General features: G+C 36.8%; 25 protein-coding genes and 4 tRNA genes. 1 reads left to right on the top strand and 28 read right to left on the bottom strand.

Annotated elements, in window-relative coordinates:
- Nucleotide 1: 1 nt before the first annotated feature.
- The 23 genes from A2U94_RS20410 to A2U94_RS05280 all read right to left on the bottom strand — a co-directional run bounded on the left by A2U94_RS20410 (nucleotide 2) and on the right by A2U94_RS05280 (nucleotide 19,022).
- Nucleotides 2-160 (bottom strand): CxxH/CxxC protein, encoded by a 159-nt coding sequence (locus A2U94_RS20410; protein WP_064484031.1) that lies wholly within the window; start codon nucleotides 158-160, stop codon nucleotides 2-4.
- A gap of 77 nt (nucleotides 161-237) precedes the next feature.
- On the bottom strand, nucleotides 238-1,452 hold the full coding sequence (locus A2U94_RS05385; RefSeq protein WP_025907897.1) for a S1C family serine protease: 1,215 nt from the start codon (nucleotides 1,450-1,452) through the stop codon (nucleotides 238-240).
- A 127-nt stretch (nucleotides 1,453-1,579) separates the two neighbouring features.
- Entirely contained in the window at nucleotides 1,580-2,374 is a 795-nt protein-coding gene (yycJ, locus tag A2U94_RS05380; RefSeq protein WP_025907896.1) for an exodeoxyribonuclease YycJ, read from the bottom strand.
- Between the two features lie 18 nt (nucleotides 2,375-2,392).
- Nucleotides 2,393-3,172 carry a two-component system regulatory protein YycI gene (locus tag A2U94_RS05375; protein WP_025907895.1) on the bottom strand — a complete coding sequence of 260 codons (780 nt, stop codon included), beginning with the start codon at nucleotides 3,170-3,172 and terminating at the stop codon, nucleotides 2,393-2,395.
- Nucleotides 3,159-4,523 carry a YycH family regulatory protein gene (locus A2U94_RS05370; RefSeq protein WP_025907894.1) on the bottom strand — a complete coding sequence of 455 codons (1,365 nt, stop codon included), beginning with the start codon at nucleotides 4,521-4,523 and terminating at the stop codon, nucleotides 3,159-3,161. The genes A2U94_RS05375 and A2U94_RS05370 overlap by 14 nt, the downstream gene beginning before the upstream one ends.
- Entirely contained in the window at nucleotides 4,514-6,409 is a 1,896-nt protein-coding gene (gene walK, locus A2U94_RS05365) for a cell wall metabolism sensor histidine kinase WalK (RefSeq protein ID WP_025907893.1), read from the bottom strand. Before walK ends, A2U94_RS05370 begins: the two co-directional genes overlap by 10 nt.
- Nucleotides 6,410-6,418: 9 nt before the next feature.
- Nucleotides 6,419-7,126, bottom strand: a complete 708-nt coding sequence (gene yycF / locus A2U94_RS05360) for a response regulator YycF (protein ID WP_025907892.1) — start codon at nucleotides 7,124-7,126, stop codon at nucleotides 6,419-6,421.
- 192 nt (nucleotides 7,127-7,318) lie between these two features.
- Nucleotides 7,319-7,391: transfer RNA gene (locus tag A2U94_RS05355), tRNA-Phe, on the bottom strand.
- 9 nt (nucleotides 7,392-7,400) lie between these two features.
- A tRNA-Asp gene (locus A2U94_RS05350) sits at nucleotides 7,401-7,476 on the bottom strand.
- 25 nt (nucleotides 7,477-7,501) lie between these two features.
- Nucleotides 7,502-7,573, bottom strand: a tRNA-Glu gene (locus tag A2U94_RS05345).
- 17 nt (nucleotides 7,574-7,590) lie between these two features.
- Nucleotides 7,591-7,663: transfer RNA gene (locus A2U94_RS05340), tRNA-Lys, on the bottom strand.
- A gap of 145 nt (nucleotides 7,664-7,808) precedes the next feature.
- Entirely contained in the window at nucleotides 7,809-9,095 is a 1,287-nt protein-coding gene (locus A2U94_RS05335; protein ID WP_025907891.1) for an adenylosuccinate synthase, read from the bottom strand.
- Nucleotides 9,096-9,281: 186 nt separating this feature from the next.
- On the bottom strand, nucleotides 9,282-10,646 hold the full coding sequence (gene dnaB, locus A2U94_RS05330) for a replicative DNA helicase (RefSeq protein ID WP_025907890.1): 1,365 nt from the start codon (nucleotides 10,644-10,646) through the stop codon (nucleotides 9,282-9,284).
- 121 nt (nucleotides 10,647-10,767) lie between these two features.
- Nucleotides 10,768-11,217: a 50S ribosomal protein L9 gene (gene rplI, locus A2U94_RS05325; RefSeq protein WP_025907889.1), complete on the bottom strand. Its 450-nt coding sequence runs from the start codon at nucleotides 11,215-11,217 to the stop codon at nucleotides 10,768-10,770.
- The gene (locus tag A2U94_RS05320; protein WP_025907888.1) at nucleotides 11,214-13,187 is read right to left on the bottom strand and encodes a DHH family phosphoesterase; all 1,974 of its coding nucleotides are present in this window, start codon (nucleotides 13,185-13,187) and stop codon (nucleotides 11,214-11,216) included. The genes rplI and A2U94_RS05320 overlap by 4 nt, the downstream gene beginning before the upstream one ends.
- Before the next feature lie 38 nt (nucleotides 13,188-13,225).
- The gene (locus A2U94_RS05315) at nucleotides 13,226-14,173 is read right to left on the bottom strand and encodes a YybS family protein (RefSeq protein ID WP_025907887.1); all 948 of its coding nucleotides are present in this window, start codon (nucleotides 14,171-14,173) and stop codon (nucleotides 13,226-13,228) included.
- Nucleotides 14,174-14,308: 135 nt separating this feature from the next.
- Nucleotides 14,309-14,548, bottom strand: coding sequence for a 30S ribosomal protein S18 (rpsR, locus tag A2U94_RS05310; protein ID WP_013059913.1), 240 nt, complete (start codon nucleotides 14,546-14,548; stop codon nucleotides 14,309-14,311).
- A gap of 61 nt (nucleotides 14,549-14,609) precedes the next feature.
- Entirely contained in the window at nucleotides 14,610-15,110 is a 501-nt protein-coding gene (gene ssb / locus A2U94_RS05305) for a single-stranded DNA-binding protein (protein WP_025907886.1), read from the bottom strand.
- 44 nt (nucleotides 15,111-15,154) lie between these two features.
- Nucleotides 15,155-15,442 carry a 30S ribosomal protein S6 gene (gene rpsF, locus A2U94_RS05300; protein WP_025907885.1) on the bottom strand — a complete coding sequence of 96 codons (288 nt, stop codon included), beginning with the start codon at nucleotides 15,440-15,442 and terminating at the stop codon, nucleotides 15,155-15,157.
- A 158-nt stretch (nucleotides 15,443-15,600) separates the two neighbouring features.
- Nucleotides 15,601-16,701, bottom strand: coding sequence for a redox-regulated ATPase YchF (gene ychF / locus A2U94_RS05295; RefSeq protein ID WP_025907884.1), 1,101 nt, complete (start codon nucleotides 16,699-16,701; stop codon nucleotides 15,601-15,603).
- Between the two features lie 138 nt (nucleotides 16,702-16,839).
- On the bottom strand, nucleotides 16,840-17,037 hold the full coding sequence (locus tag A2U94_RS05290) for a DUF951 domain-containing protein (RefSeq protein WP_025907883.1): 198 nt from the start codon (nucleotides 17,035-17,037) through the stop codon (nucleotides 16,840-16,842).
- On the bottom strand, nucleotides 17,034-17,945 hold the full coding sequence (locus tag A2U94_RS05285) for a mechanosensitive ion channel family protein (protein ID WP_025907882.1): 912 nt from the start codon (nucleotides 17,943-17,945) through the stop codon (nucleotides 17,034-17,036). The genes A2U94_RS05290 and A2U94_RS05285 overlap by 4 nt, the downstream gene beginning before the upstream one ends.
- Nucleotides 17,946-18,005: 60 nt before the next feature.
- Nucleotides 18,006-19,022 carry a YkvI family membrane protein gene (locus A2U94_RS05280; RefSeq protein WP_025907881.1) on the bottom strand — a complete coding sequence of 339 codons (1,017 nt, stop codon included), beginning with the start codon at nucleotides 19,020-19,022 and terminating at the stop codon, nucleotides 18,006-18,008.
- Between the two features lie 84 nt (nucleotides 19,023-19,106).
- On the opposite strand from A2U94_RS05280, the gene yyaC reads away from it, so the two are divergent.
- Nucleotides 19,107-19,727 carry a spore protease YyaC gene (yyaC, locus tag A2U94_RS05275; RefSeq protein WP_025907880.1) on the top strand — a complete coding sequence of 207 codons (621 nt, stop codon included), beginning with the start codon at nucleotides 19,107-19,109 and terminating at the stop codon, nucleotides 19,725-19,727.
- 31 nt (nucleotides 19,728-19,758) lie between these two features.
- Here yyaC and A2U94_RS05270 read toward each other — a convergent pair whose 3' ends face one another.
- From A2U94_RS05270 to mnmG, 5 genes are all read right to left on the bottom strand, one after another.
- Nucleotides 19,759-20,625 (bottom strand): ParB/RepB/Spo0J family partition protein, encoded by an 867-nt coding sequence (locus A2U94_RS05270; RefSeq protein ID WP_025907879.1) that lies wholly within the window; start codon nucleotides 20,623-20,625, stop codon nucleotides 19,759-19,761.
- The gene (locus A2U94_RS05265) at nucleotides 20,606-21,379 is read right to left on the bottom strand and encodes a ParA family protein (protein WP_025907878.1); all 774 of its coding nucleotides are present in this window, start codon (nucleotides 21,377-21,379) and stop codon (nucleotides 20,606-20,608) included. Before A2U94_RS05265 ends, A2U94_RS05270 begins: the two co-directional genes overlap by 20 nt.
- Before the next feature lie 109 nt (nucleotides 21,380-21,488).
- Complete coding sequence (noc, locus tag A2U94_RS05260) at nucleotides 21,489-22,364, bottom strand: nucleoid occlusion protein (protein ID WP_025907877.1); 876 nt, start codon at nucleotides 22,362-22,364, stop codon at nucleotides 21,489-21,491.
- Nucleotides 22,365-22,507: 143 nt separating this feature from the next.
- Entirely contained in the window at nucleotides 22,508-23,224 is a 717-nt protein-coding gene (gene rsmG, locus A2U94_RS05255) for a 16S rRNA (guanine(527)-N(7))-methyltransferase RsmG (RefSeq protein WP_025907876.1), read from the bottom strand.
- Between the two features lie 27 nt (nucleotides 23,225-23,251).
- Nucleotides 23,252-25,141, bottom strand: coding sequence for a tRNA uridine-5-carboxymethylaminomethyl(34) synthesis enzyme MnmG (gene mnmG, locus A2U94_RS05250; protein ID WP_025907875.1), 1,890 nt, complete (start codon nucleotides 25,139-25,141; stop codon nucleotides 23,252-23,254).
- Between the last annotated feature and the right edge of the window lie 13 nt (nucleotides 25,142-25,154).

Genomic DNA, 25,154 nt, shown 5'->3' with positions numbered 1-25,154 from the left:
TTTAGTTTTCCACTGTGTATAACGCTAGGTTTTCGCAGTATTCACATGTATGGTTGCGTTCATTTTCATCAATTTCTTTAAAAACCGGTGCTAACTCAATCTCATCTACGGCTACATCTAACGCTAATTCTGTATGCTCTAAGCAACAATAAATTTTCAAATTGCAATCTCCTTTCTTTTTTATAAGTATCAGTAAAAAGACCACAGAGAAAGTTCCTCTGTGGATAACTTTTTTGTTTATAATGGCTCTCGTGATAGCTTAACCGTTACTGTTTGCTTTTTACCTTGCCTGTAAAAAGTCACTTCCATGCTGTCACCTATTTCTTTGTCAATATATAAGTGCTTACGTAACCCTACTAAGTCTTTAATATCTTCTCCATCCAAAGCGACGATAACGTCATATTCTTTTAAGCCTGCTTTATCAGCTGGTGAGCCAGCGGCAACATTTAATACGGCCACACCATTCACAACATCTTTTGGGAGCTTTAACGTTTCTTTTAGGTGGTAGCCCGATATTTCACTTAATGATAATGCTTCAACACCTAAATAAGGTCTTCTTACTTCTCCATAATTTTCTAAATCATCCACAACAGGTCTTGCCATATTGATTGGAATGGCCAAACCAATCCCTTCAACTTCCTGCTGAGCAATCTTCATCGAGTTAATTCCAATCAGCCTGCCGTCAATATTAATCAAGGCACCACCGCTATTTCCAGGGTTAATTGCTGCATCTGTTTGAATAACTTCTGCTTGCCAATCCGGACTTCCATCATTATTTAGGTCCTGTGGAATGACACGGTTTACACCTGAGACAACCCCTTGTGTTACAGAACCAGAGAACTGTAGTCCAAGAGGATTCCCAATAGCAATAACGGGCTCTCCGACTTTCAGCTTATCTGAATCCCCATAGCTGGCGATCTTTGTTACATGTTCAGCATCAATTTCAATAACAGCCAAATCCATTAACTCATCGCTTCCTAGTGCGCGCGCGGGTACTCTAGAGCCGTCATATAAGCTGACTTCAATTTGCTGAGCACCTTGAATTACATGATGATTGGTAATGATAAAGGCTTTATTTCCCTGCTTTTTATAGATGACACCAGAACCGGTGCCAGCGTCTTGCCCGCTTTCGTTCCAAAAGCTTTCTCCTTGCTGGATATTTACCACTCCAACAACTGCTTCATTAACTTGATTAACAGCTTTCGTAATATCTGTGTTTACATCGACAGAAACCGTCTTTTGAACGATATCTTCACCATTTTGAATAGAGCCTTGATTTTCTTCTGCTGGAGGGTTTGGAAGTAAATTTAAATTCGATAAAAATGGAAGTGCAGTGACAACCACTATTCCTCCAATAATTGCTCCTATTAATGACGACAGAAACCAGCCCCCACGTCTTCTTGGCTTTTGACGTGAAGGAGATGGTTCCCGATTCTCATCATAATGTTCCATATACATCACCGACCTTTTCATTTATTATGATTATAAGTACCAAAACAGATGAACTATTACTTTTTTAGACACTCCTGCTTCTTTCTAACCATCTAACTGAAGTTATTTTTTGTTTTGTTTATGTAGACTATACATAAATAATCGATGTTGGTCTATTAGGGTCTGTATCATAAAGTTTTATCTGTTCTTTCACATCAATATCTTTTTCAGCTAAAACTTGTGAAACAGACATTCGCGCAATTTCTTTCATATTGTTATCTAGACTTAAATGAGCTAGATAAATTCTCTCTGTTTGATCACCAATAACGTCCGCCATTGCCAGTGCTGCATCCTCATTTGAAACATGTCCTACATCACTTAAAATACGACGCTTAACGCTCCAAGGATACCTTCCCATACGAAGCATCTCAACATCATGATTGCTTTCAAAAACAAAAGCCTGACTATTTTTAATAATGCCTTTCATGCGATCACTGACATAGCCTGTATCCGTAATTAACGTAAGTTTTTTATCTCCTTGATGAAAAACATAAAACATTGGCTCAGCAGCATCATGAGATACACCAAACGATTCAACATCGATACTTCCAAATGTTTTATTTTCACCAATTTCAAAATGAAACTGTTGGTCAGTTGATACTTGTCCAATTAACCCATCCATAGCTCTCCATGTTTTTGCATTTGCATAGATAGGCAATTTATATTTACGAGCTAGTACGCCTAACCCTTTAATATGATCACTATGTTCATGGGTTACCAATATTCCTGATAGGTTGTGAATATCTCGATCGATTTCTTGAAAAAGTGACTCCATTTTCTTACCACTTAAGCCTGCATCGACTAATAGCGATTGGTCTCCATCACTTACAAAAATCGCATTTCCAGTACTACCGCTAGCTAGCACGCTAAAATGCAAACTCATTTTTCTCACTCCAATATACTATTTCAAGCTTTTTTGGATGATTTGTCCTTCAAAAGCATTTACAAAATAGTCAACATCTTCATCTACGACAACGTGCCAAGTAGGCGCAAGAACCTGGGAGCTTGGCAGAGGTAAATCGAAGGTATAATAACCTAACTCTACTTTTGTTACCGTGCTTTTTTCGGTTAATTCTTCTTTCAAATACAGATTTTCAAGGACTTTAATTGGGGCAAGAACCTCTTGTTCATCATCTAAAGGCTCGATATTTTCCATAAACGTCTGCTCGTAAGAAGTAATTTCATTCTTATCATTCAAATGAGCAATGACAATGCCATTTTCGTTATCATAAATAACTTTATTTTTATACTGTTGGTAAAATGTAATCGTATTTTTATCTTCGTTAATTTTCCACAGCGTATATGCATTTCCGGAAAGAACATAGTCTTGTAAGAACTGATTTAACTTTGATGTTTTATTCTTTGCTGGAACAGGAATTGGTTTATCTAACGTACTTTCAATTGTTTTTTCATCAATTAATTTTGCTTTTTGTTTTTTAAGCTTCTTCAAGTCATTCTCACTAAACCTTTTACTGTTTGCATTTAATGAAGATGCTTTTTTTTCACTCTTAGGTAGCTCCGTATACGTTATTCCTTCTGCTGCTAATTGATCTTCAATGCTTGATTCAACAAATAACGAATACTGGTCTTGATCATGCTTTTTCATGAATTGATAAATTAAAAACAGATCTAAAACCAGAAACGTTACGATAAAAATCGATTTCGTTTTATTCCAATCCACCGTTTACGCCTCCTTCATCAGGTAACGTAACTCGGTACCACTTATTATTATAGTAGTAAAACCAAGAAGGAACCAATGTAACCGAGTTTGAATCATACTCTGTTTTATCCGTATCTTGCTGCTGATTATCCCCAATACCTTCCTCAAGCTGATATCCAATTGATATATCATTTAACAGAGAAGGATCAAAATCCTGATGCTTCTCAATCATTTCAATTACTTCTTGAGGAGACTGTAACTGTACTTTCATTTCAGGTAAGGATACTTGAACAAATCGATACAAAGGTCGACGATAATTTAAGACCTCAGCATTGCCCCATCTTTGATAGATTTCTGTCATGCCCTGATTGCTGTATACAGGGTGATTATCATGATAATACCGGTATGTAATCTCTTTTGTTACACGATTCCAACTATCAAAACGGTAATCTGGCTCTGTCCATCCGGCATGATCATTAACAAAGCTAAAGCTACGATTTAATAAATTTGCGTCATCATTTGATTCCGTATTCGAATTCACCAAGTTTACATACTCCATGACGTTTGTCCTGGTATTTACATTAATAACTTTGGTTCCTTCTGTATATAATTCTCTATATGCTAAGCTTTCTGTACGAGCATAACTTGGATTTGTAAACAGCGCATTTTGAAACTTACGAATATCTAAAGGTGCTTCATATGCATACAGTTTATGCATGTGAGAAGTCTGAGCTGGTATGAAGATATAGCGATTCTCATTCTTTTTATAAACCAGACAACGCTCTGCTGATGTTCCTGCATCCGCTAATTTCTGCACATCGTTCTTGACTACATTACTAATTTTCACCGCATACACTTTTTGTTGGCTATAGTTCACCAAATACATATTTACAGATAAATTAGGGGTCTTTTTTATCTTTATGACTACACGATCAAAATCTACCCTTGGCAATTTATCCGTCGTAAAGCTAAACATTTGCTGAAAGGTTTCAACTGGTATTAGGTCTGGATATACAATTTCCACAGAGTTATTATCATGGACATAATTTAAAAAGCCACTAGGCTCAATAGCACTCGAAACGTCTGTAATATCCCCTAACTTCCACGTTCTCATTTCTTGTAACCATGAGTCTATTCGCTTTTCTTCATGTGATAAATAGTGACTACCACTTTGGTGATAGAGTACCTTTGTAGGACGTATATAATCCTCTAGTTCACTCTTTCCACCTACCTCAGCTTCTTGAAGGTTTTGGGTTTCAGTATTTAAATCAGAAGGGGATTGATAGGACCATAAATTCCAAGTGAGGAATAAGCTTAAAACCACCAAAATAACTAGCACAACGGTTTTTATATTTTCATATCTCATTCCCATTCTTCATCATTCTCACTTTCAATTGGAAGTGTGAAGTAAATAGATGTCCCAACCCCTTCTTTACTTTCTGCCCATATTCGACCATCGTGAGCTTCAATAATTTCTTTTGCAATAGCCAAACCTAAACCTGTCCCTCCTAGTTTGCGAGTTCTTGCTTTATCCACACGATAAAAGCGTTCAAAGATTTTGGACAGATTTGATTTTGGTATTCCCATACCTTGGTCTTTAATACTTACCACAATTTCATGCGTGTGTTGTTCAATAGAAAATGTAATTGTTCCACCTTCTGGTGAATACTTAATTGCATTTGAAATAATATTGTCTAATACTTGTGTAATTTTATCTTGATCAACTGCTACATAGATGGCTTCATCTGGAAGCTCTCTAACAAACGTAATTCCTTGTTCAATAGTCATTTCAAAGCGATCAATGATGTAATGATAAAACTTTACAAAGTTAACCGGGTCTCGACTAAAGCGATAGTCTTCGCTATCTAACTTAGATAGTTGTAACAAGTCATTGACTAATCGAATCATACGCTCCGTTTCTGTTTGGGTAACATGTAAAAAACTTGGTGCTATCTCTTTATCCTGCCATGCGCCTTCTGCTAAAGCGTCCAAATAGCTTCGCATTGTTGTCAATGGTGTTCTAAGCTCATGAGAGACGTTTGCTACAAACTCTCGGCGATCCTGATCAATTTTCTCCTGCTCTGTAATGTCGTGCAAGACGATAATGATTCCGTTGATAAAACCCGTTTCCTTTTGAATAGCTGAAACAGTTGCTCGTAAAATAAACGGCTCTGTTTTCGTACTAAAATCAAGAATAAGTGAATCTTGATTAGCCAATAGGCTTTCGAATGTATGTGTTTCATCTAAACCTAAAAGCGTCACAATTGGCTCTGACAATACTGTTTCACGTGAAACGTTTAACATTGACGCAGCTGGGTCATTAATTAAGATTACTCTACCTTTTCGGTCAGTAGCAATAACGCCATCTGTCATATGAGCAAGTACGGAGCTGAGCTTACGTCGCTCTCCTTCAGTAGTAGCTTGTGCCTCTTGAAGCTTTCTTGTCAAATTGTTAAACGTTAAAGCAAGTTGCCCTATCTCGTCATAACCATAGACCTTTGCTTTTCTTGAAAAGTTTCCTTTAGCCATTTCTAATGCCTGCTTACGCATTTCAGACATTGGTCGCGTAATCGTCTGAGCCAGAAAAACACCTAAAAGGGCAGTAATAACTAACGATATAACCGTACCAGAAGCAAAGATACTATTAATTTTCCTCATTTGCTCATAGACCGGTTCCATCGTCGCAATTAAATAAACAGCACCTAGTATCTCTTGTTCTGACTGTAAGCTTTCTCGATTATTTGGATTTGTAGAAGCATTTCCTCCCACATCATCCTGCAGACGAATAGGAACCGTCAATACTCTAATTCTGTCACCGCTTTTACGATATACTTTATTAGAAGATGTTCCTGCTAAAAGGGCATTCGTAACGGCTAAGTCATTTATTTTTTTCCCTACTATTTGTTCAGGGTTTGGGTTTGATGTCCCTATAATACGTCGATTCGGATCGATAACGCGTACCTCTAATATGTCTTTAGAGGAAATTCCCTGCATAGAAGCAAAATCTCTCAATACTACTTCTAAATCTTCTTCTAACGTAGGGGAAGTATCATTACGTGTTTTTTCTAGCTCTTGTTCAATATTATAAGCAAGTAGACCTACACGTTCCGTTAATGAGTTTGTAAAGTTATTAACAAGTTCTTTTTCTAACTGACGTACAAAGTAGACACCAATAATTTGCATTGCAATTAAAATAAGCAATACATAAATTAGCACAAACTTCAAATGAATGGACTGAAAAAAACGGACTTTCTTCATAGTATAGCGTTACTCCTGTTCTGGACTACGCAAATAATAACCTACCCCACGTCTTGTTACAATCCACATTGGATGGCTTGGGTTATCTTCAATTTTCTCACGCAATCTTCGAACCGTAACGTCAACTGTTCGAACATCACCAAAGTAGTCATATCCCCATACTGTCTGTAACAAATGCTCCCGCGTCATGACTTGTCCAATATGTTTCGCCAAGTAATGCAGCAATTCAAACTCACGATGTGTTAATTCAATTGTTTCTCCACGCTTTGAAACAATATAAGCATCTGGATGAATGACAAGTGCACCGATTGTTATCTCATTACTCTCTTCTTCTTCAACACTATTTGAAATCTGTTGATGTCTTCTTAAATTCGCTTTTACTCGCGCCAATAGCTCTCTCGTACTGAAAGGCTTTGTTACATAATCATCTGCACCTAACTCAAGACCAAGCACTTTATCGATTTCAGAGTCTTTAGCTGTCAGCATAATAATTGGCATATCATACTTTTTTCGAACTTCTCGACAGACTTCCATGCCGTCCTTTTGTGGCAGCATAATATCTAACAGAATCATTTCTGGTTGTACTTCTTCAACTTTTTCAAGTGCTTCTACACCATCATAAGCACAAAACACTTCGTAACCTTCTTTTTGCAGATTAAATTTCAAAATATCTGCAATTGGTTTTTCGTCATCTACTACTAAAATACGTTTATCCATGATCATCGTTCTCCTTTTATCATTTCGAACAAAAATAGGAAAGTAAGTATTCATAATGTTTGAATACACTAATTGTATTATACTTCATAACATAGTAATCGTCACAAATTCATCCTCTACTATACAATAACCTCATTAATTTTCAACCATATACAAACAAAAAAGCATGACTTTTAAAAGTCATGCTTTTTATGGCTCGGGACGGAATCGAACCGCCGACACAAGGATTTTCAGTCCTTTGCTCTACCAACTGAGCTACCGAGCCATTATCAAATGGCGGTCCCGACGGGAATCGAACCCGCGATCTCCTGCGTGACAGGCAGGCATGTTAACCGCTACACCACGGGACCCTCAGCTTATAATATGTAATAAAAATGACCCGTACGGGATTCGAACCCGTGTTACCGCCGTGAAAGGGCGGTGTCTTAACCGCTTGACCAACGGGCCATAGTAAGTAACAAAAGTGAGCCATGAAGGACTCGAACCTTCGACCCTCTGATTAAAAGTCAGATGCTCTACCAACTGAGCTAATGGCTCATACTATGAATATCAGCGACATGTAATATAATAACATGATTTAAACACTGAATGCAATAGTTTTTTCAGAAGAATATTTTTAAAAAATGAATTCAATATAAAAAACCAACGTTTAAAAAACTAAACGTTGGTTTTTTTTAAAGTATTAGCTATAAACTCCGCGTAATACGTTTGTTTGTTTGCGATCTGGTCCCACTGAGAAAATAGATAATGGAATACCAGTTAATTGTGAAACACGCTCTAAGTAATGACGTGCGTTCTCAGGTAATTCATCTAAAGATTTCACACCTGTAATATCTTCCGTCCAACCTGGAAGCTCTTCATAAACAGGTTCACATTTAGCTAAAACGTTTAAGCTAGCTGGGAATTCCTCAACAATTTTACCTTCATAGCGATATGCTACACAGATTTTCAATTTTTCAATTCCTGTTAAAACATCGATTGAGTTTAATGATAAATCTGTAATACCACTTACGCGACGTGCGTGACGAACAACTACGCTGTCAAACCAACCAACGCGACGTGGACGACCCGTTGTTGTTCCGTATTCACGACCTACTTCACGAATTTGATCACCAATTTCGTTTGTTAGTTCTGTTGGGAATGGACCGTCACCAACACGAGTTGTGTATGCTTTTGAAACACCTACTACGTGCTTGATTTTTGAAGGCCCTACACCTGAACCGATTGTTACACCACCAGCAACAGGGTTAGAAGATGTTACAAACGGATATGTTCCTTGATCGATATCTAACATAACACCTTGTGCACCTTCAAATAATACGCGACGACCTTCGTCTAGAGCATCATTTAATACAACGGATGTATCAACAACATATTTTGCTATCTGCTGACCATATTCGTAGTATTCATCTAAGATATCTTCTAATTTAAAGCCTTCTACTTCATACATTCTTTCAAGAAGACGATTTTTTTCAGCTAAGTTTTGTGTTAATTTTGCTTCAAACACTTCACGGTCTAATAAATCTGCAATACGGATACCTACACGTGCAGCTTTATCCATATATGCTGGACCAATTCCTTTTTTTGTTGTTCCAATTTTATTATCGCCTTTACGCTCTTCTTCTACCTCATCTAATTTTAAGTGGTAAGGTAAAATAACATGCGCACGGTTACTAATACGTAAGTTATCTGTTGTTACATTACGATCGTGTAAATATTTTAATTCTTGAACAAGTGCTTTTGGATCTACAACCATACCATTTCCAATTACACAAATTTTATCATCGTAAAAAATCCCTGAAGGAATTAAATGTAATTTGTACGTTTCACCATTAAACTTAATCGTATGACCAGCATTGTTTCCACCTTGGTAACGTGCAATTACTTCTGCATTTTCTGATAGAAAGTCTGTAATCTTCCCTTTTCCTTCATCTCCCCATTGTGTTCCTACTACAACAACTGAAGACATATCTTAAGCACCTCCGCTTAGTAAGCAACAGCCTACTACGACATAATTTAACCGTAAATAAGTGTATCAATTTATTATAGTAAAGTCAATGTAAATCCGAACTATTTAATCTAAATCAAAGATAATATACTGCTTTTTACCGAACATATACTAATATAAACAAAAAAACCTCTCGGATTGAGAGGTTTATGCACCTGGTGGTACACCCGAATCATCAAAGCGTCTTTCTAAGTTTACGAACTTATTATATTCCTTCACAAAAGCTAACTGAACCGTTCCAACTGGACCGTTACGCTGCTTAGCAATAATGATTTCAATGATGTTCTGATTTTCAGTATCTTTCTCATAGTAGTCTTCACGATATAAAAAGGCTACAATATCGGCATCTTGTTCGATACTCCCTGATTCACGAATATCGGACATCATTGGCCTTTTATCTTGACGTTGCTCAACCCCACGGGAAAGCTGAGATAATGCAATAACAGGAACCTGAAGTTCACGTGCTAATGCTTTTAACGAGCGAGAGATCTCTGATACTTCTTGTTGACGATTCTCGCCGCTTCGACCGTTCCCTTGAATTAACTGTAGATAATCAATTAAAATCATTCCTAGACCGCCTTCTTGCTTCAGACGTCTACATTTTGAACGGATTTCTCCTACGCGTACACCTGGCGTATCATCTATATAAATACCAGCATTAGATAAAGAACCCATCGCCATGGTTAGCTTTCCCCAATCCTCTGATGTTAAGGATCCTGTTCTTAGCCTTTGTGCATCAATATTACCTTCAGCACAAAGCATCCTCATGACAAGCTGCTCCGCTCCCATCTCCAAACTGAAAATCGCTACATTTTCATCTGTCTTGGTTGCTACGTTTTGTGCGATATTCAATGCAAACGCTGTTTTACCTACTGATGGACGTGCAGCAACAATAATTAGGTCATTTCGCTGGAATCCAGCAGTCATATGATCTAAATCCGTAAATCCTGTTGGAATGCCTGTAATATCACCTTTACGATTGTGAAGAACTTCGATGTTGTCATAAGTTTGCACCAAAACATCTTTAATATTTTGAAACACGCCCGTATTTTTACGCTGTGCTACTTCTAAAATATTTTTTTCCGCTTCATTTAATAAGACTTCGACTTCATCTTCTCTCGCATAACCTTCTGAAGCAATATCAGTAGCCGTTCGAATAAGCCTGCGAAGAATAGATTTTTCCTCTACAATTTTCGCATAATATTCAATGTTAGCAGCTGTTGGTACGGAATTAGCTAAATCACTTAGATACGCCACTCCACCTATTTCTTCTAAGATTTTTTGATTTGCTAAATCTGATGTAACCGTAACTAAGTCAACTGGTTCACCTTGATCTGAAAGTTTTAGCATACACGTAAAAATCTTTTGGTGAGCTGCTCGATAAAAGTCTTCTGGAATTAATAATTCAGACGCTAATGTTAAAGAAGATGGCTCTAGGAAAATTGCCCCTAATACCGCCTGCTCAGCTTCGATATTTTGAGGCGGTAGACGATCAGCAAAAAGATCATTCATAGTTTCTATGCCCCTCTATCGTTTTTTCGATTATCGCAAATGTTGGCGCGAAATTCTTCGCGCCAACGTTTGATTTATTCTTATTTTAACCCTACTATTTATAGACTAATCTCGCTTACCATTAGTTTTGTTCTGTTACATGAACTTTAACTGTAGCCGTTACTTCTGGGTGTAATTTCACAGGTACATTTGTATAGCCAAGCGCACGAATTGCATCGTCTAGCTCAATTTTACGCTTATCAATTTTGATATTATGCTTTTTCTTTAGCTCTTCTGCAATTTGCTTGCTTGTAATAGAACCAAATAAACGGCCGCCTTCACCTGATTTAGCTTTTAATTCTACTGTCAAAGATTCGAGCGTGTTCTTTAGCTCTTTACAATTTTCTAGCTCTTGAGCAGCTTCTTTTTGCTCTTTTTTCTTTTGAGCATCTAATACTTTTACATTACCACCTGTTGCTTCAACAGCATATCCATTTTTCAATAAGAAGTTATGTGCATAACCATCGGCTACGTTTTTAACCTCTCCTTTTTTACCTTTTCCTTTTACATCTTTTAAGAAAATTACTTTCATGATTTTTTCCCTCCATCCAAGTATTCATCAATTGCTTGTTTTAGTAGCTCTTCTGCTTGATCTAACGTCATGTTTTCTAACTGAGTAGCTGCATTCGTTAAATGACCGCCGCCTTGCAAGCTTTCCATAATTACCTGAACGTTGATATCACCTAGCGAGCGAGCACTGATTCCAACAAGCTGATCTCTTCTTTTTGAAATAACAAATGAAGCGACAACTCCGCTAATCGATAATAACGTATCAGCAGCTTGTGCAATCAACACTTGATCATACGTTTCAGCTTCATCTGCTCTTGAGATAGCAATCCCTGCTTTATAAATTTCCGCATGCTCGATAAAACGAGCTCTTTGCACATATTGATTAATGTCTTCTTTAAGGAATTTTTGAACAAGGACTGTGTCAGCCCCTTGAGACCTTAAAAAGGACGCAGCATCAAACGTTCGAGAACCGGTTCTAAGCGTAAAACTTTTCGTATCTACAATAATCCCTGCCAATAAAGCAGTTGCTTCTAGCATATCGATTTTAAAACGCTTAGGCTGATATTCTAACAGCTCTGTCACTAGCTCTGCAGTAGAGGAAGCATATGGTTCCATATATACGAGTAAGGGATCTTCAATAAAGTCCTCACCTCGTCTGTGGTGATCAATGACAACAACGTTTTCAACCCGATTTAATAATCGTTCTTCAATTACAAGCGAAGGCTTATGAGTATCGACGACGACAAGTAGCGTATCGTCACTCACCAGATTAAGCGCCTCATCAGGGGTAATGAATCGTTCCCAAAGATCCGGATTTTTCTTAATCTCTTCTAGAAGCCTCTTTACACCAGTGTCAATATGTTGAGGATCTAAAACGATAAATCCATCTTTTTGATTTACTTGTGCTACTTTTAAAATACCAATCGCAGCGCCTATCGCATCCATATCTGGATATTTATGACCCATAATAATAACCTGACCACTTTCCGTGATAAGCTCTTTTAAGGCATGAGAAATGACGCGTGCACGTACTCTCGTACGCTTTTCCATTGGATTTGTTTTACCACCATAAAACTTAACTTTACCATTTGGTTGCTTAATCGCTACCTGATCCCCACCACGTCCTAATGCTAAATCAAGGCTGGATTGGGCTAATGCACCTAATTCAGGTAATGGAGAGGTTCCGGTGCCGATTCCCACGCTTAGTGTAAGCGGTATATTATGTTTGGATGTTTCTTCACGCACTTGATCTAAAATTGAAAACTTACTGCGTTCAAGATGAAGTAACGTTTGCTCATTCATGATTGCAATAAACTTCTCAGAAGATGTACGCTTGATAAAGATACCATATTCTTGAGCCCAATGATTAAGCAGAGAAGTAACTTGGCTATTCAAGTTACTTTTCACTTGGTCATCCATTCCTTGTGTAAGCTCATCATAGTTATCTAAGAAAATAATACCAATGCTGGTTCTCTCATCAGCATACAATTTTTCGATTTCAATCTGCTCTGTAACATCGAAAAAGTAAAGTAGACGTTCTTCTCTTTTGATAATTACTTTAAATTTTCTTTCATGCAAAGTGACTACTTCTGTCTCAACTTCTTGTTTAATTAACGGAACAACACTTTCGGCTACATCATATAAAGAACGTCCTACTAATGAATCCTCACCGAAACAAGAAGCTAAGAAAGGGTTAGTCCATTGAATTTGATATTCATCATTAAACAACATAATCCCAATAGGCATCTCCATCAATGCCTCTTCTCCCACCTTTTTTACTCGGTGAGAAATCATTGAGATATATTTTTCAAGCTCGTCTACTAACATTCGCTCCATTTTAATAAATAGCAGCAAGGTGATAAGTAAAAGAACAAATCCCCCTACCCCAATCATCCAGTTATGATATGTCACTACTCCTACTAAAATAAGAGCAATACTGTACAGTAAATAAAATGGATAACGAATGATATTTTTCTTTGTAAAGACAGGCATCTGTTTCAGCTCCTAATCTTTAAGTTCCACATTAACTTTTATTTATCGACATTCCCGATACGCTTGCGTAAATTAAATCCTAAATCAATTATACCTAAGATACGTACAAATTGAAGGAGAATCGGCAGAATAAATGCCAAAATTGTTACAACCACTGGAATTGCTTTCGAATAACCTTTTTGATATGAAAAGTAAAAGATAAAAGAAAATCCTTGTAACATGACTAACATTTGCAAGGCCATCGCTAAATTTAAGATGGCGATAAACATAAATGACCCCTCTTCAAAATTAAATGAAGGAAATGATAAAATTAATACAATTAAATAGTACCAAATTACACTTTTAGGTAATTGCAGTTCACGAAATGGTGGAAATGATTCAATATCATGCTTCAAACGCTTTAATACAGATGCAGCGATTAACTGAGAAAAGAAGGCACAAACAACCCCCAACATGACAATAAACAGCGGAAGTAAATATTTAAAAGTTGTAATGGTTTGTTCCAACTGTTGAACCTGTTCATCTGTAACGGTTTGTCCTAAACTTTTCATCATATCAACGCTTTGATCAATTGACTGATTCAACGCATTGTTCATTTCACTAATTAAGTTAACATTCATAAGCAAACTTGATAGCACAAACATTAGCAAAAATGCAAGGCTAAAAGCAATGGTTCCACCTAACAACACGCTGTATCGCGCTTTTTTCCGTTGATACAAGTAGCCAATTACAATACCGCTTATACCAAAAACCATTGTTGCTGGTAATGTTACAACTGTCCCAAATAATAATGTTAACAATAAAGATACAACAAAAAACAGAATAGATCTTTTTACACCATGTCTAACTGTATAAACAATAAACGGTACAGCAAGAGCAAGAGTTAAAAACCCACCAATAACCGGTATGTATAGGAGAAACAGCAACAGAGCTACAAAAAGGGCTAAAAGTGCTGCTCCTTCGGTAATATAACGAATCCCTTTCACAACTTCACCTCGTATTGTATAAACTATTACTTATTGTATCGATTCAATACAAGAGAAGCAACTATTTCACCAGTTTATCTATTTAGATGTAAAAAGAGACAGCAAGGAAGTCCTCACTGTCTCTTTTTATATTCATTATTCACCTGAAACATATGGTAATAATGCCATTTGACGAGCGCGTTTGATAGCGATCGTTAATTTACGTTGGTACTTAGCGCTTGTTCCAGTTACACGACGAGGTAAAATTTTACCACGCTCTGAAACGAATTTTTTAAGCATATCTACATCTTTGTAGTCGATGTGAGTGATGCCGTTTGCTGTGAAGAAACAAACTTTACGACGTCTGTTACGTCCACCTTTACGTCCACCTGCCATTGAAATACGCCTCCTTCCCTTTTAAACTCTATCCGATTGTATACTTCGCACTTATCACTTTTTAGAATGGTAAGTCATCATCAGAGATGTCGATTGTTTCACCATTATTTGCAAATGGATCATTATCAACGCGAGTATAACCTTGATTACCTGAGTTACGGTTCTGATTATCTCCAAATGGAGAGCCTTGTCCAGATCCACCAGTGTTAGCAAAGTTATTGCGTTGCATATCCCCGCCACCACTTTTTGGTTCTAAGAATTGCACACTTTCTGCCACAACCTCTGTTACATAAACTCGACGACCGTCTTGTCCTTCATAACTACGAGATTGCAAACGTCCATCAACACCAGCTAAACTACCTTTTTTCAAAAAGTTTGCTACATTTTCAGCAGGACGACGCCATACGACACAGTTAATAAAGTCCGCCTCACGTTCACCCTGTTGATTTGTAAATGCGCGGTTTACTGCTAGCGTGAATGTTGCAACTGCAGCTCCATTGGGGGTATAACGTAATTCAGGATCTTTCGTCAAGCGTCCTACGAGAATTACGCGATTCATCATCAGAACCACTCCTTAAGGAAAAAACTATTTATTTAAACGAAAAATTAAGCTTCTTGTTTAACAACGATATGACGGATAATGTCTTCGTTGATCTTAGCAAGACGATCAAACTCAGAAACTGCTTCTGAAGTCGCTGCCACGTCAAGAATCATGTAGTAACCATCGCGGAAATCGTTGATTTCATAAGCTAAACGACGTTTACCCCATTCTTTAACGTTTGCAACTTCTGCACCATTGTCAGTTAAAACACCGTTAAAGCGTTCAACTAATGCTTTTTTTGCTTCGTCATCAATGTTTGGACGGATGATGTACATTACTTCATACTTTCTCATCACTGTCACCTCCTTTTGGTCTAACGGCCCTAAACGGGCAAGGAGCAATAATTATATTACTCACAATTTAAAATTATATCATGTGAACTTTCGAAACGCAATGATATTAAAAGAGTTTCATTCAAAAGAAAAAAAGCACGGCCTAGAGCCGTACTTTTTTATACGTTAAATCTAAAGTGCATAACATCGCCATCTTTAACGATGTATTCTTTTCCTTCAAGACGAACTTTTCCCGCTTCACGTGCAGCTCCCATTGTTCCAGCTGCTAGTAAATCCTCATAAGATACCGTTTCAGCACGGATGAACCCACGCTCAAAGTCTGTATGAATGATACCAGCACATTCAGGTGCCTTCATGCCTGTTTTGAATGTCCATGCGCGTACTTCTTGCTCACCAGCTGTGAAGTATGTTGCAAGGCCTAATAAATCATAAGTGGCACGAATTAATTGGTCTAAACCTGATTGCTCAATTCCAAGCTCTTCAAGGAACATTTCCTTTTCTTCACCTTCAAGCTCAACAATTTCAGATTCAATACGAGCACAAACTACAATTACTTCTGCGCCTTCTTCTTTCGCGTATTCACGTACTTTCGCTACATATTGATTTGATGATGCATCCGCTACCTCATCTTCTGATACGTTCGCTACATACAGAATTGGTTTAATTGTTAAAAGGTGTAGCTGCTTAGCAAGCTTTAATTGTTCATCAGTAAATGAAACAGAGCGAGCAGGTTGTCCAGCTTCAAAAGCTTCTTTTAACTTTTCTAAGATTTCATACTCATACATCGCTTCTTTATCTTTTTGCTTTGCCATCTTTTGAACGCGACCAATTCGCTTGTCCACCGTTTCTAAATCAGCTAGAATTAACTCTAAATTAATTGTCTCAATATCTGAAATAGGATCTACTTTCCCTGAAACGTGAGTAATATTCTCGTCTTCAAAACAACGTACTACGTGACAAATCGCATCTACTTCACGAATGTGAGATAAAAATTTATTTCCTAACCCTTCGCCTTTACTCGCACCTTTTACAATTCCAGCAATATCTGTAAATTCAAATGCTGTTGGAACTGTCTTTTTAGGTTTTACAAGCTCAGTAAGTTTATCTAAACGCTCGTCAGGAACTTCTACAATCCCAACGTTCGGATCAATTGTACAGAAAGGGTAGTTAGCAGATTCTGCTCCCGCTTGTGTAATTGCATTAAATAAAGTTGATTTTCCAACGTTCGGAAGACCAACAATTCCAGCTGTTAAAGCCATATGATTATTCACTCCTCTTTTATATAACCGAAAACCAGTTAACCTTTCACAATTATAGTAATTCAGATTTGAAAACACAAGCTTTATTGACTGGAAAAGCGTGTCCTAATCCTTCATTTATATGAACTACTTTTTCAGTTATTCTTCATGCTTTACTAAAATCTTTTTCATTTTTCTAGCAAAATCCTTACGAGGAATCATGACACTATGACCACAACCTTCGCATTTAATTCGAACATCCATTCCCATTCGAATTATTTTCCATCTATTTTCTCCACAAGGGTGGGGCTTTTTCATTTCTACAATGTCATTTAAACCAAATTCTTTTTGATTCAATTACTGTGACCTCCTTGATTTTCTCGATGATTTAATACACTTTTTTGATCTTCACCACGATTATACATAATCATCTTCGCAAAAGGAACTTCAATACCATATTCGTTTAATCTCATTCTTACTTCTTTACGAATCATACGTGAAATGTGAAAATGTCTCATCGGCTTCACTTCACTTGTAATACGCATAACAACTTCATTTGCTTGCATTGTTTGAACTCCTAGTAATTCTGGTGTTTTTACCATATCTTCATATTTCCCAGGTAATTCTTCTAATAACTCCAGAATAATTTTTTCTGCTTTTTGAATATCTTCCTCATATGAGATACTAACATCCACAAATGCGATACTATTATGCAGCGAAAAGTTTGTCACTTCTATAATACTTCCATTAGGCAAGATATTAATTTCTCCTGTCCAACTTTTAATTTTAGTTGTCCGCAAACCAATTTCTTCGACGGTGCCTTCAAATGTACCGATTCGTACATAATCTCCTACAGAGAACTGATCTTCAAATATAATAAAGAAGCCTGTAATAACATCCTTTACTAGATTTTGAGCACCAAATCCTACTGCTAAACCAACGATTCCAGCTCCTGCTAATAGTCCTTTTACCTCAATTGTCATCGTTTCTAAAATCATGACAAGCGCAATAAAGTACACCGCATACGTAAATACATTTTGAATTAAACGTACTAGCGTTGCTTCTCTTCGTTCTGAAATACGCAGTGGGCTCTTTGTCCGAACCTCTATCATTTTGTTTAAAAACATTTTCCCAAATCGAATTAACAGCATTGAAACAATAATAATGAGTACTACTTTAATAAAACCTATACCTATGTTAGCCCACGTTTCTTCTTTAAAGAACGTTTGAAAAGCTGTTTTAAAAAAAGCTTGAATTGATTCCATGTTGCAAGCTCCCATTCTCATGATTGTCATAATATTTTAGTTTATTTTAGCAAGTTTTATTTAATTTTTGTAGATATTTCGTATCGGATAAATTAGTAAAGCCGCTAATAAGAATAGATTAACCATACCATATAACGGGTATAAAACAGCAATTAACTTAGAAAAACCTAACTTTGTAAATGGAATCATAATGATGACAAATATAATTGCCATTTTCCATAACGCAGTATTTTCACTCCTACGAAACCTAGTTGTTAAACCTAGTATCCCCGATACCGCTGTTGTATAGATAGCAACTAATAATAATACACTCATAATGATTAGCATAAAAAACGGGAAACTTTTCATTATAGCAAATAACGGAATTTCGTAATCTGGTAACAAATCTGAAACCTGTAAAAGTGATTCATTATAAACAAAGGATAAACCACCAATTAACAAACCACTTCCAATGGAAGCGATATGAATCTCTACTTTTGTTTTAATCTCATTTCCAATGGTTGTGAGAACTGCAACGAGAGGGAGGATATTTAAAGCCGTAAAAGTAAATCCTGAAGACCAATTGTGCTGATGATGCCAGTCAATGTCCAAAACATGCTGACTTTTTAAAATAAAGAACAGAAGGATGCTAATTAAACCGATAACGAGTACAGGCATAATGTAAGAATTAATCGAAAGCATTCCTTGAATACCTTTAATAAACACAAGAATAATTAACAAGCTAAAGGTCATAATTCCCAACCAATAAGGAAGCTGAAATGTTTCTAACGTAGCACCTCCACCTGCAATCATAATAACTGTTGTTGAAAATAAGTAAAAAATGATTAAGCTATCATAAAGAAACGCCCACCTTTTTCCAAACACTTCAATAAGTAATGGATAAAATTGATTAGTTTTCAATTGAAAACTAATACTCATAATCACGTTGCAGCAAATAATGAAGATAACAGTAAACAAAAGCAGAGCCAGTCCACTTTCTTCGCCAAAAAATTGCCAAAGTTCTCTTCCAGATGCATAGCCCGCTCCAATAATTGTACCTAAAATAAGAAACATCCATTTAAAGCCCTGCTTCAACATAAATTCCTCCTTTAAGCGAAATGTATGTATAGAATGTTAAGAATCTTCGTATACTGTTACTATTATGTATAAGGAGTGGAACCTATGAATCTAAAATCCTCCTTCTTTGAGAAAACATCACGTTCAATTCGCATTTTCCATGATGAAGAATTTGCTGCTCAACAATTAAGCAAACAGCTAGGACTGTTACTTCCAACTGATCCTGCTAGACCGGTCGTGATTGTTTGTATCGGAACAGACCGCTCAACTGGAGATTCATTAGGACCATTAGTAGGTACGAAATTAAAAGAAAAAAGCCTTTCTCATTTTCATATATACGGCACATTAAAAGACCCCATTCATGCTATAAATTTAAAAGATACTTTAAAAATCATTCAGAAAGAATTTGATAATCCTTTTATCATAGGCATTGATGCTTGTTTAGGAAGGATGAAGAGCGTAGGATCTGTTTCATTAGGAATAGGGCCGGTAAAGCCTGGGGCAGGCGTCAATAAAGAGTTACCTCCTGTAGGTGATATTCATATGACTGGGATTGTAAATGTTAGCGGTTTTATGGAGTTTTTTGTACTACAAAATACAAGGCTTTATTTAGTAATGAGCATTGCGGAATTAATTGCTACTAGTATTCAATATGCTTACCAAACCAGTAGAGGACCATCTGTTTCCTTGTCATCTCATAGCTATCGATTAGAATATGAAAAATAAAAAGGTTGTCCTAATAATTAGGACAACCTTTTTATTTTTGATCAATTGAAATATGTTCTAATAACTCTAATAGACGATTTAAATCATCTTGAGTAAAGAATTCAATTTCAATCTTTCCCTTTTTTTTGTTTCTCGTAATATTTACGGGAGTACCTAGCTTTTCTCTCAACTTTGTTTCATTTTCTTTAATAAAAATATCTTTTGTTTTTTTAGCTTTTTCTTTATCTGTTTCACGTGAAACAGATTGGTTGAGCTGTGATACATAAACTTCTAATTGTCGAACATTTAAATGCTCTTTTTTTATTTTTTCAATTACTTTTGGAAGTAATGATTTGTTTTTTAATCCGGCTAATGTACGGCCGTGTCCCATTGAAATTTCGTTACTTGAAATAAGCATTTGTACTTCTTCTGGAAGCTGTAACAAGCGTAAATAATTCGCAATATGCGGTCGACTTTTTCCTAAGCGAGCTGCTAATTGCTCTTGTGTCATATCAAGTTTTTCAATAAGAAGGTGATAGGCCATTGCTTCTTCAATTGGAGTTAAGTCCTCACGCTGTAGATTCTCAAGCAGTGCTAGCTCCATCATTTGCTTTTCCGAAAAATCTTTTACAATAACAGGAACGGTTGTTAAATTCGCTTCTTTTGCTGCTCTAAATCTACGTTCTCCAGCTAGAATCTCATATCCCTTAATACTTCTTCTAGCAACAATCGGTTGTAGAATGCCATGGTGTAAAATGGACTGCCTTAACTCCTCGATTGCTTCTTGCTGGAACGTTTTACGCGGTTGATAAGGGTTTGGCCTTAGTTCGTTGATATCGATATCCTGAATCGAATCAGTAGCTTGTGTATCTAACCCTGAAAATAAGGCATTAATCCCTTTACCTAATCCTTTCGCCATTATATATCACTTCCTTCGCAAGTTCCATGTATACCGCAGCCCCTCTAGACTTTGCATCATATAAAATAACTGGTGCACCATGGCTAGGTGCTTCACTAAGACGAACATTTCTTGGAATAATCGTTTGGTAAACACGTTCTTGGAAATACTTTTTTACCTCAGCAGTAACTTGGAGTCCTAAATTTGTGCGTGCATCTAACATTGTTAATAGGACACCTTCAATTCGAAGGTGATGATTTAAATGTTTTTGTACTAATCTTACTGTGTTGAGTAGCTGACTTAGACCTTCTAACGCATAATATTCACACTGAACAGGAATCAATACTGAGTCTGCTGCTGTTAAGGCGTTTAATGTCAATAAACCTAAAGAAGGGGGGCAATCAATAATAATATAATCATATTGATCTTTCACTGTTTCTAATGCCCTTTTTAAGCGTACTTCCCTGGAAATAGTTGAAACAAGCTCAATTTCTGCACCTGCTAATTGAATTGTTGCAGGGATAATTGATAAGTTTTCAACAGCTGTTGGACAAATGACCTGCTTTGTATCCATATCTTCTACAACAACATTATAGACACAAGCATCTACATCTGCTTTTTCAATTCCTACACCGCTTGTTGCGTTTCCTTGCGGATCACCATCTACTAACAGTACTTTTTGACCATGATGCGCTAAACATGCACCTAGATTGACAGCAGTAGTCGTTTTTCCAACTCCACCTTTTTGATTAGCAACCGCCACTATTTTCCCCAAGTTGTCACCTGCTTTCATTTCCTATCCAATTATTGTTCTTACTTTCATTTAGTGCTTAGACTAATTATAAAAAAGCCTCATCGTAAACGGATGAGGATTATTTTAATCTTTATTTCTTTGGAATTTTAATCGTAAACTGATAGTACTCCTCAAATTCCTCTTCTTCTGTATTCAACTTAATTCCACTATCATTAACCATTGTTAAAGACTGACGAATTGTGTTCATAGCAATACGAGTATCTTTACTAAATGCTTTTCGTTTTGCCCGTGGCTTTTTCACCTGTGTTTCCAATAATTTAGCTACACGTTCTTCCGTTTGTTTAACATTAAGCTTACCCTCTATAATGTCATTCAAAAGCTGAAGTTGCTTTTCTTCATTTTTAAGAGGAATAAGTGCTCGTGCATGTCTTTCTGTAATTAGTTTTTGTTTAATAGCGTCTTGTACAAGAGAAGGAAGTTTTAATAATCGAAGTTTATTCGCAATCGTTGATTGGCCTTTGCCTAGTCGCTGAGCAAGCGCTTCTTGCGTAAGATTATGTAACTCTAATAATTTCGCATAGGCTAATGCCTCTTCAATCGCTGTTAACTCTTCTCTTTGTAAATTTTCAATTAATGCTACTGACGCTGTCTCAGTATCATTAAAATCTTTTATAATAGCAGGAACTCTTTCCCAACCAAGTGACTGAACTGCTCGCCAGCGACGCTCACCAGCAATTAACTCATACTCATTATCACCGACTGGTCGAACAACAATTGGTTGTATAATACCATGTGTATGAATAGTAAGTGCCAGCTCTTCTATTTTAGATTGATTAAAAACCGTACGTGGCTGATAGCGATTGGGAGTAATACTTGAAACCAAAATTTGCTTTACTTCATCTTTTAAAACTTTTTCGACATTTTCAATTTGAGGTTTTTCTGAGGCTACCGAGATAGCTTCATCTTTTTCTTTTAAATTAAAAAAACGTGAAAAAGCAGATTTCATAATCCTACACCACCTTCAGGAAAATCCCGCCTTAAAACTAATTCGATATTTGTCGTTAATATCCTTCTTTGCTCTAGGAAAATGTTAATGTAAAGAATGTTTCTTAAGAAACATTCTTTACATTAGAGTGCCTTTTATCCCACTTATTCGAGTGGTGATTTAATAGGCATTCCTGGTTTTCTTGGATATTTCTTTGGCGTTTTTGTTACTTTGTCTACTAAAACAATATAACGCTCACTTTGTTCAAATGGCAACTGGAAATGTTCAATTTTTTGCACTTTTCCACCTAACACTTTAAAAGATTTTTCACCATTTTTTAATTCATCGGGTGCAGAAGATCCCTTCATTGCAATGAATCGACCGTTTTCCTTTACAAGAGGTAGGCACAATTCATTTAAAACTGAAATACGCGCTACAGCTCTAGCTGTTACTAAGTCAAAAGATTCACGAATTCCTGCTTTTTTTCCAAACTCCTCTGCTCGATCATGATAAAGTGACACATTTTCAAGACCTAGCTCTTCCGTTAAATGTGTTAAAAATGTAATTCGTTTTTTTAACGAGTCCACAATTGTAACGTGAAGATGAGGGAAGCAGATTTTTAATGGAATACTTGGAAAACCAGCACCCGCTCCTACATCACAAACACTCTCAATAGAATGAAAATCTTGAAAGAAAGCTGCTGATACAGAATCATAGAAATGCTTTTCATACACTTCACCATGTTCTGTAATAGCTGTTAAGTTCATTTTTTCATTCCACTCAACGAGAATTTTATAGTAACGTTCAAATTGATCCAGCTGAGAGGAAGAAAGAGCAATTCCTTTCTCCTCTAGCAACTGTTGAAACTGTGAAATATTCATCGCGTTACCCTTTCTTTTACAAATAGATTAGTCGTTTGAAACTTTTGCAATTTTACCTTGTTCGATATAAACCAGAAGAATTGAAATATCTGCTGGGTTAACTCCGGAAATACGTGATGCTTGGGCTACTGTTAGAGGCCGTACTTCTTTTAATTTCTGACGCGCTTCGTTAGCTAAACCATGAATAGCATCATAATCAATTAAATCCGGAATTTTTTTGTTTTCTAATTTCTTCAAACGTTCGACTTGCTGCAATGATTTTTGGATATAACCTTCATACTTCGTTTGAATTTCAACCTGCTCAGCTACTTCTGGATGAATTTCCGTTTCTGCAGGGACAAGTTGGCTAATATGATCATATGTCATCTCTGGTCTTCTTAGCAGCTCAAGGGCACGAATACCGTCTTTTAATTCACTACCACCTGCGCTTCTAATTACGCTTTGTACGTGTTCATTCGGCTTAATGATTGCAGCATGCAGACGATTTTTTTCAGCTTCAATCTCTGCCTTTTTAGCTTGGAACGAAGCATAGCGCTCTTCGCTAATTAGACCGATTTTATATCCAACATCCGTTAAGCGTAAATCTGCATTATCATGGCGGAGAAGTAAACGATATTCTGCGCGTGATGTTAATAAACGATAAGGTTCATTTGTACCCTTTGTTACTAAATCATCGATTAAAACCCCAATGTAAGCATCTGCTCGACCTAAAATTAGCTCTTCCTTACCTAAAGCGCGACAACCAGCATTAATACCAGCAAGCAGACCCTGACCCGCCGCTTCTTCATAACCAGATGTTCCATTAATTTGACCTGCTGTATAAAGGTTTTTCACTTGTTTTGTTTCTAATGTTGGCCATAGTTGTGTTGGTACAATAGCATCGTACTCAATCGCATAACCAGCACGCATTAACTGAGCTTTTTCTAACCCAGGAATTGTTTCAAGCATCTTACGTTGAACATGTTCTGGTAAGCTTGTTGATAAACCTTGTACATAAACTTCTTGAGTGTGGCGGCCTTCAGGCTCTAAGAAAATTTGATGGCGTGGTTTATCATTAAAGCGAACAACCTTATCTTCAATTGAAGGACAATAACGTGGACCTGTCCCTTTAATCATTCCAGAATACATCGGTGATAAGTGAAGGTTATCGTCAATAATTTGATGAGTTGTTTCACTTGTATATGTTAACCAACAAGGTAGTTGATCCATAATAAATTGTGTTGTTTCATATGAAAAAGCGCGTGGCACATCATCACCAGGCTGAATCTCCGTTTTACTGTAATCAATCGTCTGGCTGTTAACACGCGGAGGAGTACCTGTTTTAAAGCGTACCATCTCTAAACCAATCTCTTCTAAGTGTTCCGATAACTTAATAGCCGGCTGTTGATTATTAGGACCACTTGAATACTTCAGTTCCCCTAAAATAATTTCTCCACGAAGGAACGTACCCGTTGTAATAACAACTGTTTTTGCTTTATATTCCGCTCCTGTTTGTGTCACTACTCCTGTACAAACACCATCTTCAACGATTAATTTTTCAACCATCCCTTGAACAAGTGTTAGATTCTTTTCATTTTCAAGTGTTTTTTTCATTTCATGTTGATAAGCGAATTTATCTGCTTGTGCTCGTAAAGCTCGTACAGCGGGACCTTTACCTGTATTCAACATTCTCATTTGAATGTGCGTTTTATCAATATTTCGTCCCATTTCTCCACCAAGTGCATCAATCTCTCTTACTACAATTCCTTTTGCCGGACCACCTACAGATGGATTACACGGCATGAATGCAACCATATCTAAATTAATTGTTAAAGCTAATGTTTTTGCGCCCATTCTTGCAGATGCTAGTGCAGCTTCACACCCGGCATGGCCAGCTCCAACAACAATCACATCATATTGTCCACCTTCATAATGCATAAGAATAACCTCC

The organism is Bacillus sp. VT 712, from assembly GCF_001614195.1.
In the GTDB taxonomy this organism is placed as follows: Bacteria; Bacillota; Bacilli; order Bacillales; family Bacillaceae_H; genus Priestia; species Priestia flexa.
The sequence above is the reverse complement of the archived record's forward strand: the minus strand, read 5'-3'. Positions and strand labels throughout refer to the sequence as shown.

Bases quoted from the DNA above. Each gene is read 5' to 3' on its own strand.
- walK (WP_025907893.1), bottom strand. From the start codon at position 6,409: ATGAAGAAAGTCCGTTTTTTTCAGTCCATTCATTTGAAGTTTGTGCTA.
- rpsF (WP_025907885.1), bottom strand. From the start codon at position 15,442: ATGAGAAAGTATGAAGTAATGTACATCATCCGTCCAAACATTGATGAC.
- yyaC (WP_025907880.1), top strand. From the start codon at position 19,107: ATGAATCTAAAATCCTCCTTCTTTGAGAAAACATCACGTTCAATTCGC.
- A2U94_RS05320 (WP_025907888.1), bottom strand. From the start codon at position 13,187: ATGCCTGTCTTTACAAAGAAAAATATCATTCGTTATCCATTTTATTTA.
- A2U94_RS05270 (WP_025907879.1), bottom strand. From the start codon at position 20,625: ATGGCGAAAGGATTAGGTAAAGGGATTAATGCCTTATTTTCAGGGTTA.
- rpsR (WP_013059913.1), bottom strand. From the start codon at position 14,548: ATGGCAGGTGGACGTAAAGGTGGACGTAACAGACGTCGTAAAGTTTGT.
- A2U94_RS05285 (WP_025907882.1), bottom strand. From the start codon at position 17,945: ATGGAATCAATTCAAGCTTTTTTTAAAACAGCTTTTCAAACGTTCTTT.
- ssb (WP_025907886.1), bottom strand. From the start codon at position 15,110: ATGATGAATCGCGTAATTCTCGTAGGACGCTTGACGAAAGATCCTGAA.
- ychF (WP_025907884.1), bottom strand. From the start codon at position 16,701: ATGGCTTTAACAGCTGGAATTGTTGGTCTTCCGAACGTTGGAAAATCA.
- rplI (WP_025907889.1), bottom strand. From the start codon at position 11,217: ATGAAAGTAATTTTCTTAAAAGATGTAAAAGGAAAAGGTAAAAAAGGA.
- noc (WP_025907877.1), bottom strand. From the start codon at position 22,364: ATGAAATCTGCTTTTTCACGTTTTTTTAATTTAAAAGAAAAAGATGAA.
- rsmG (WP_025907876.1), bottom strand. From the start codon at position 23,224: ATGAATATTTCACAGTTTCAACAGTTGCTAGAGGAGAAAGGAATTGCT.
- mnmG (WP_025907875.1), bottom strand. From the start codon at position 25,141: ATGCATTATGAAGGTGGACAATATGATGTGATTGTTGTTGGAGCTGGC.
- yycJ (WP_025907896.1), bottom strand. From the start codon at position 2,374: ATGAGTTTGCATTTTAGCGTGCTAGCTAGCGGTAGTACTGGAAATGCG.
- A2U94_RS05385 (WP_025907897.1), bottom strand. From the start codon at position 1,452: ATGGAACATTATGATGAGAATCGGGAACCATCTCCTTCACGTCAAAAG.
- yycF (WP_025907892.1), bottom strand. From the start codon at position 7,126: ATGGATAAACGTATTTTAGTAGTAGATGACGAAAAACCAATTGCAGAT.
- dnaB (WP_025907890.1), bottom strand. From the start codon at position 10,646: ATGAATGATCTTTTTGCTGATCGTCTACCGCCTCAAAATATCGAAGCT.
- A2U94_RS05335 (WP_025907891.1), bottom strand. From the start codon at position 9,095: ATGTCTTCAGTTGTTGTAGTAGGAACACAATGGGGAGATGAAGGAAAA.
- A2U94_RS05370 (WP_025907894.1), bottom strand. From the start codon at position 4,523: ATGGGAATGAGATATGAAAATATAAAAACCGTTGTGCTAGTTATTTTG.
- A2U94_RS05280 (WP_025907881.1), bottom strand. From the start codon at position 19,022: ATGTTGAAGCAGGGCTTTAAATGGATGTTTCTTATTTTAGGTACAATT.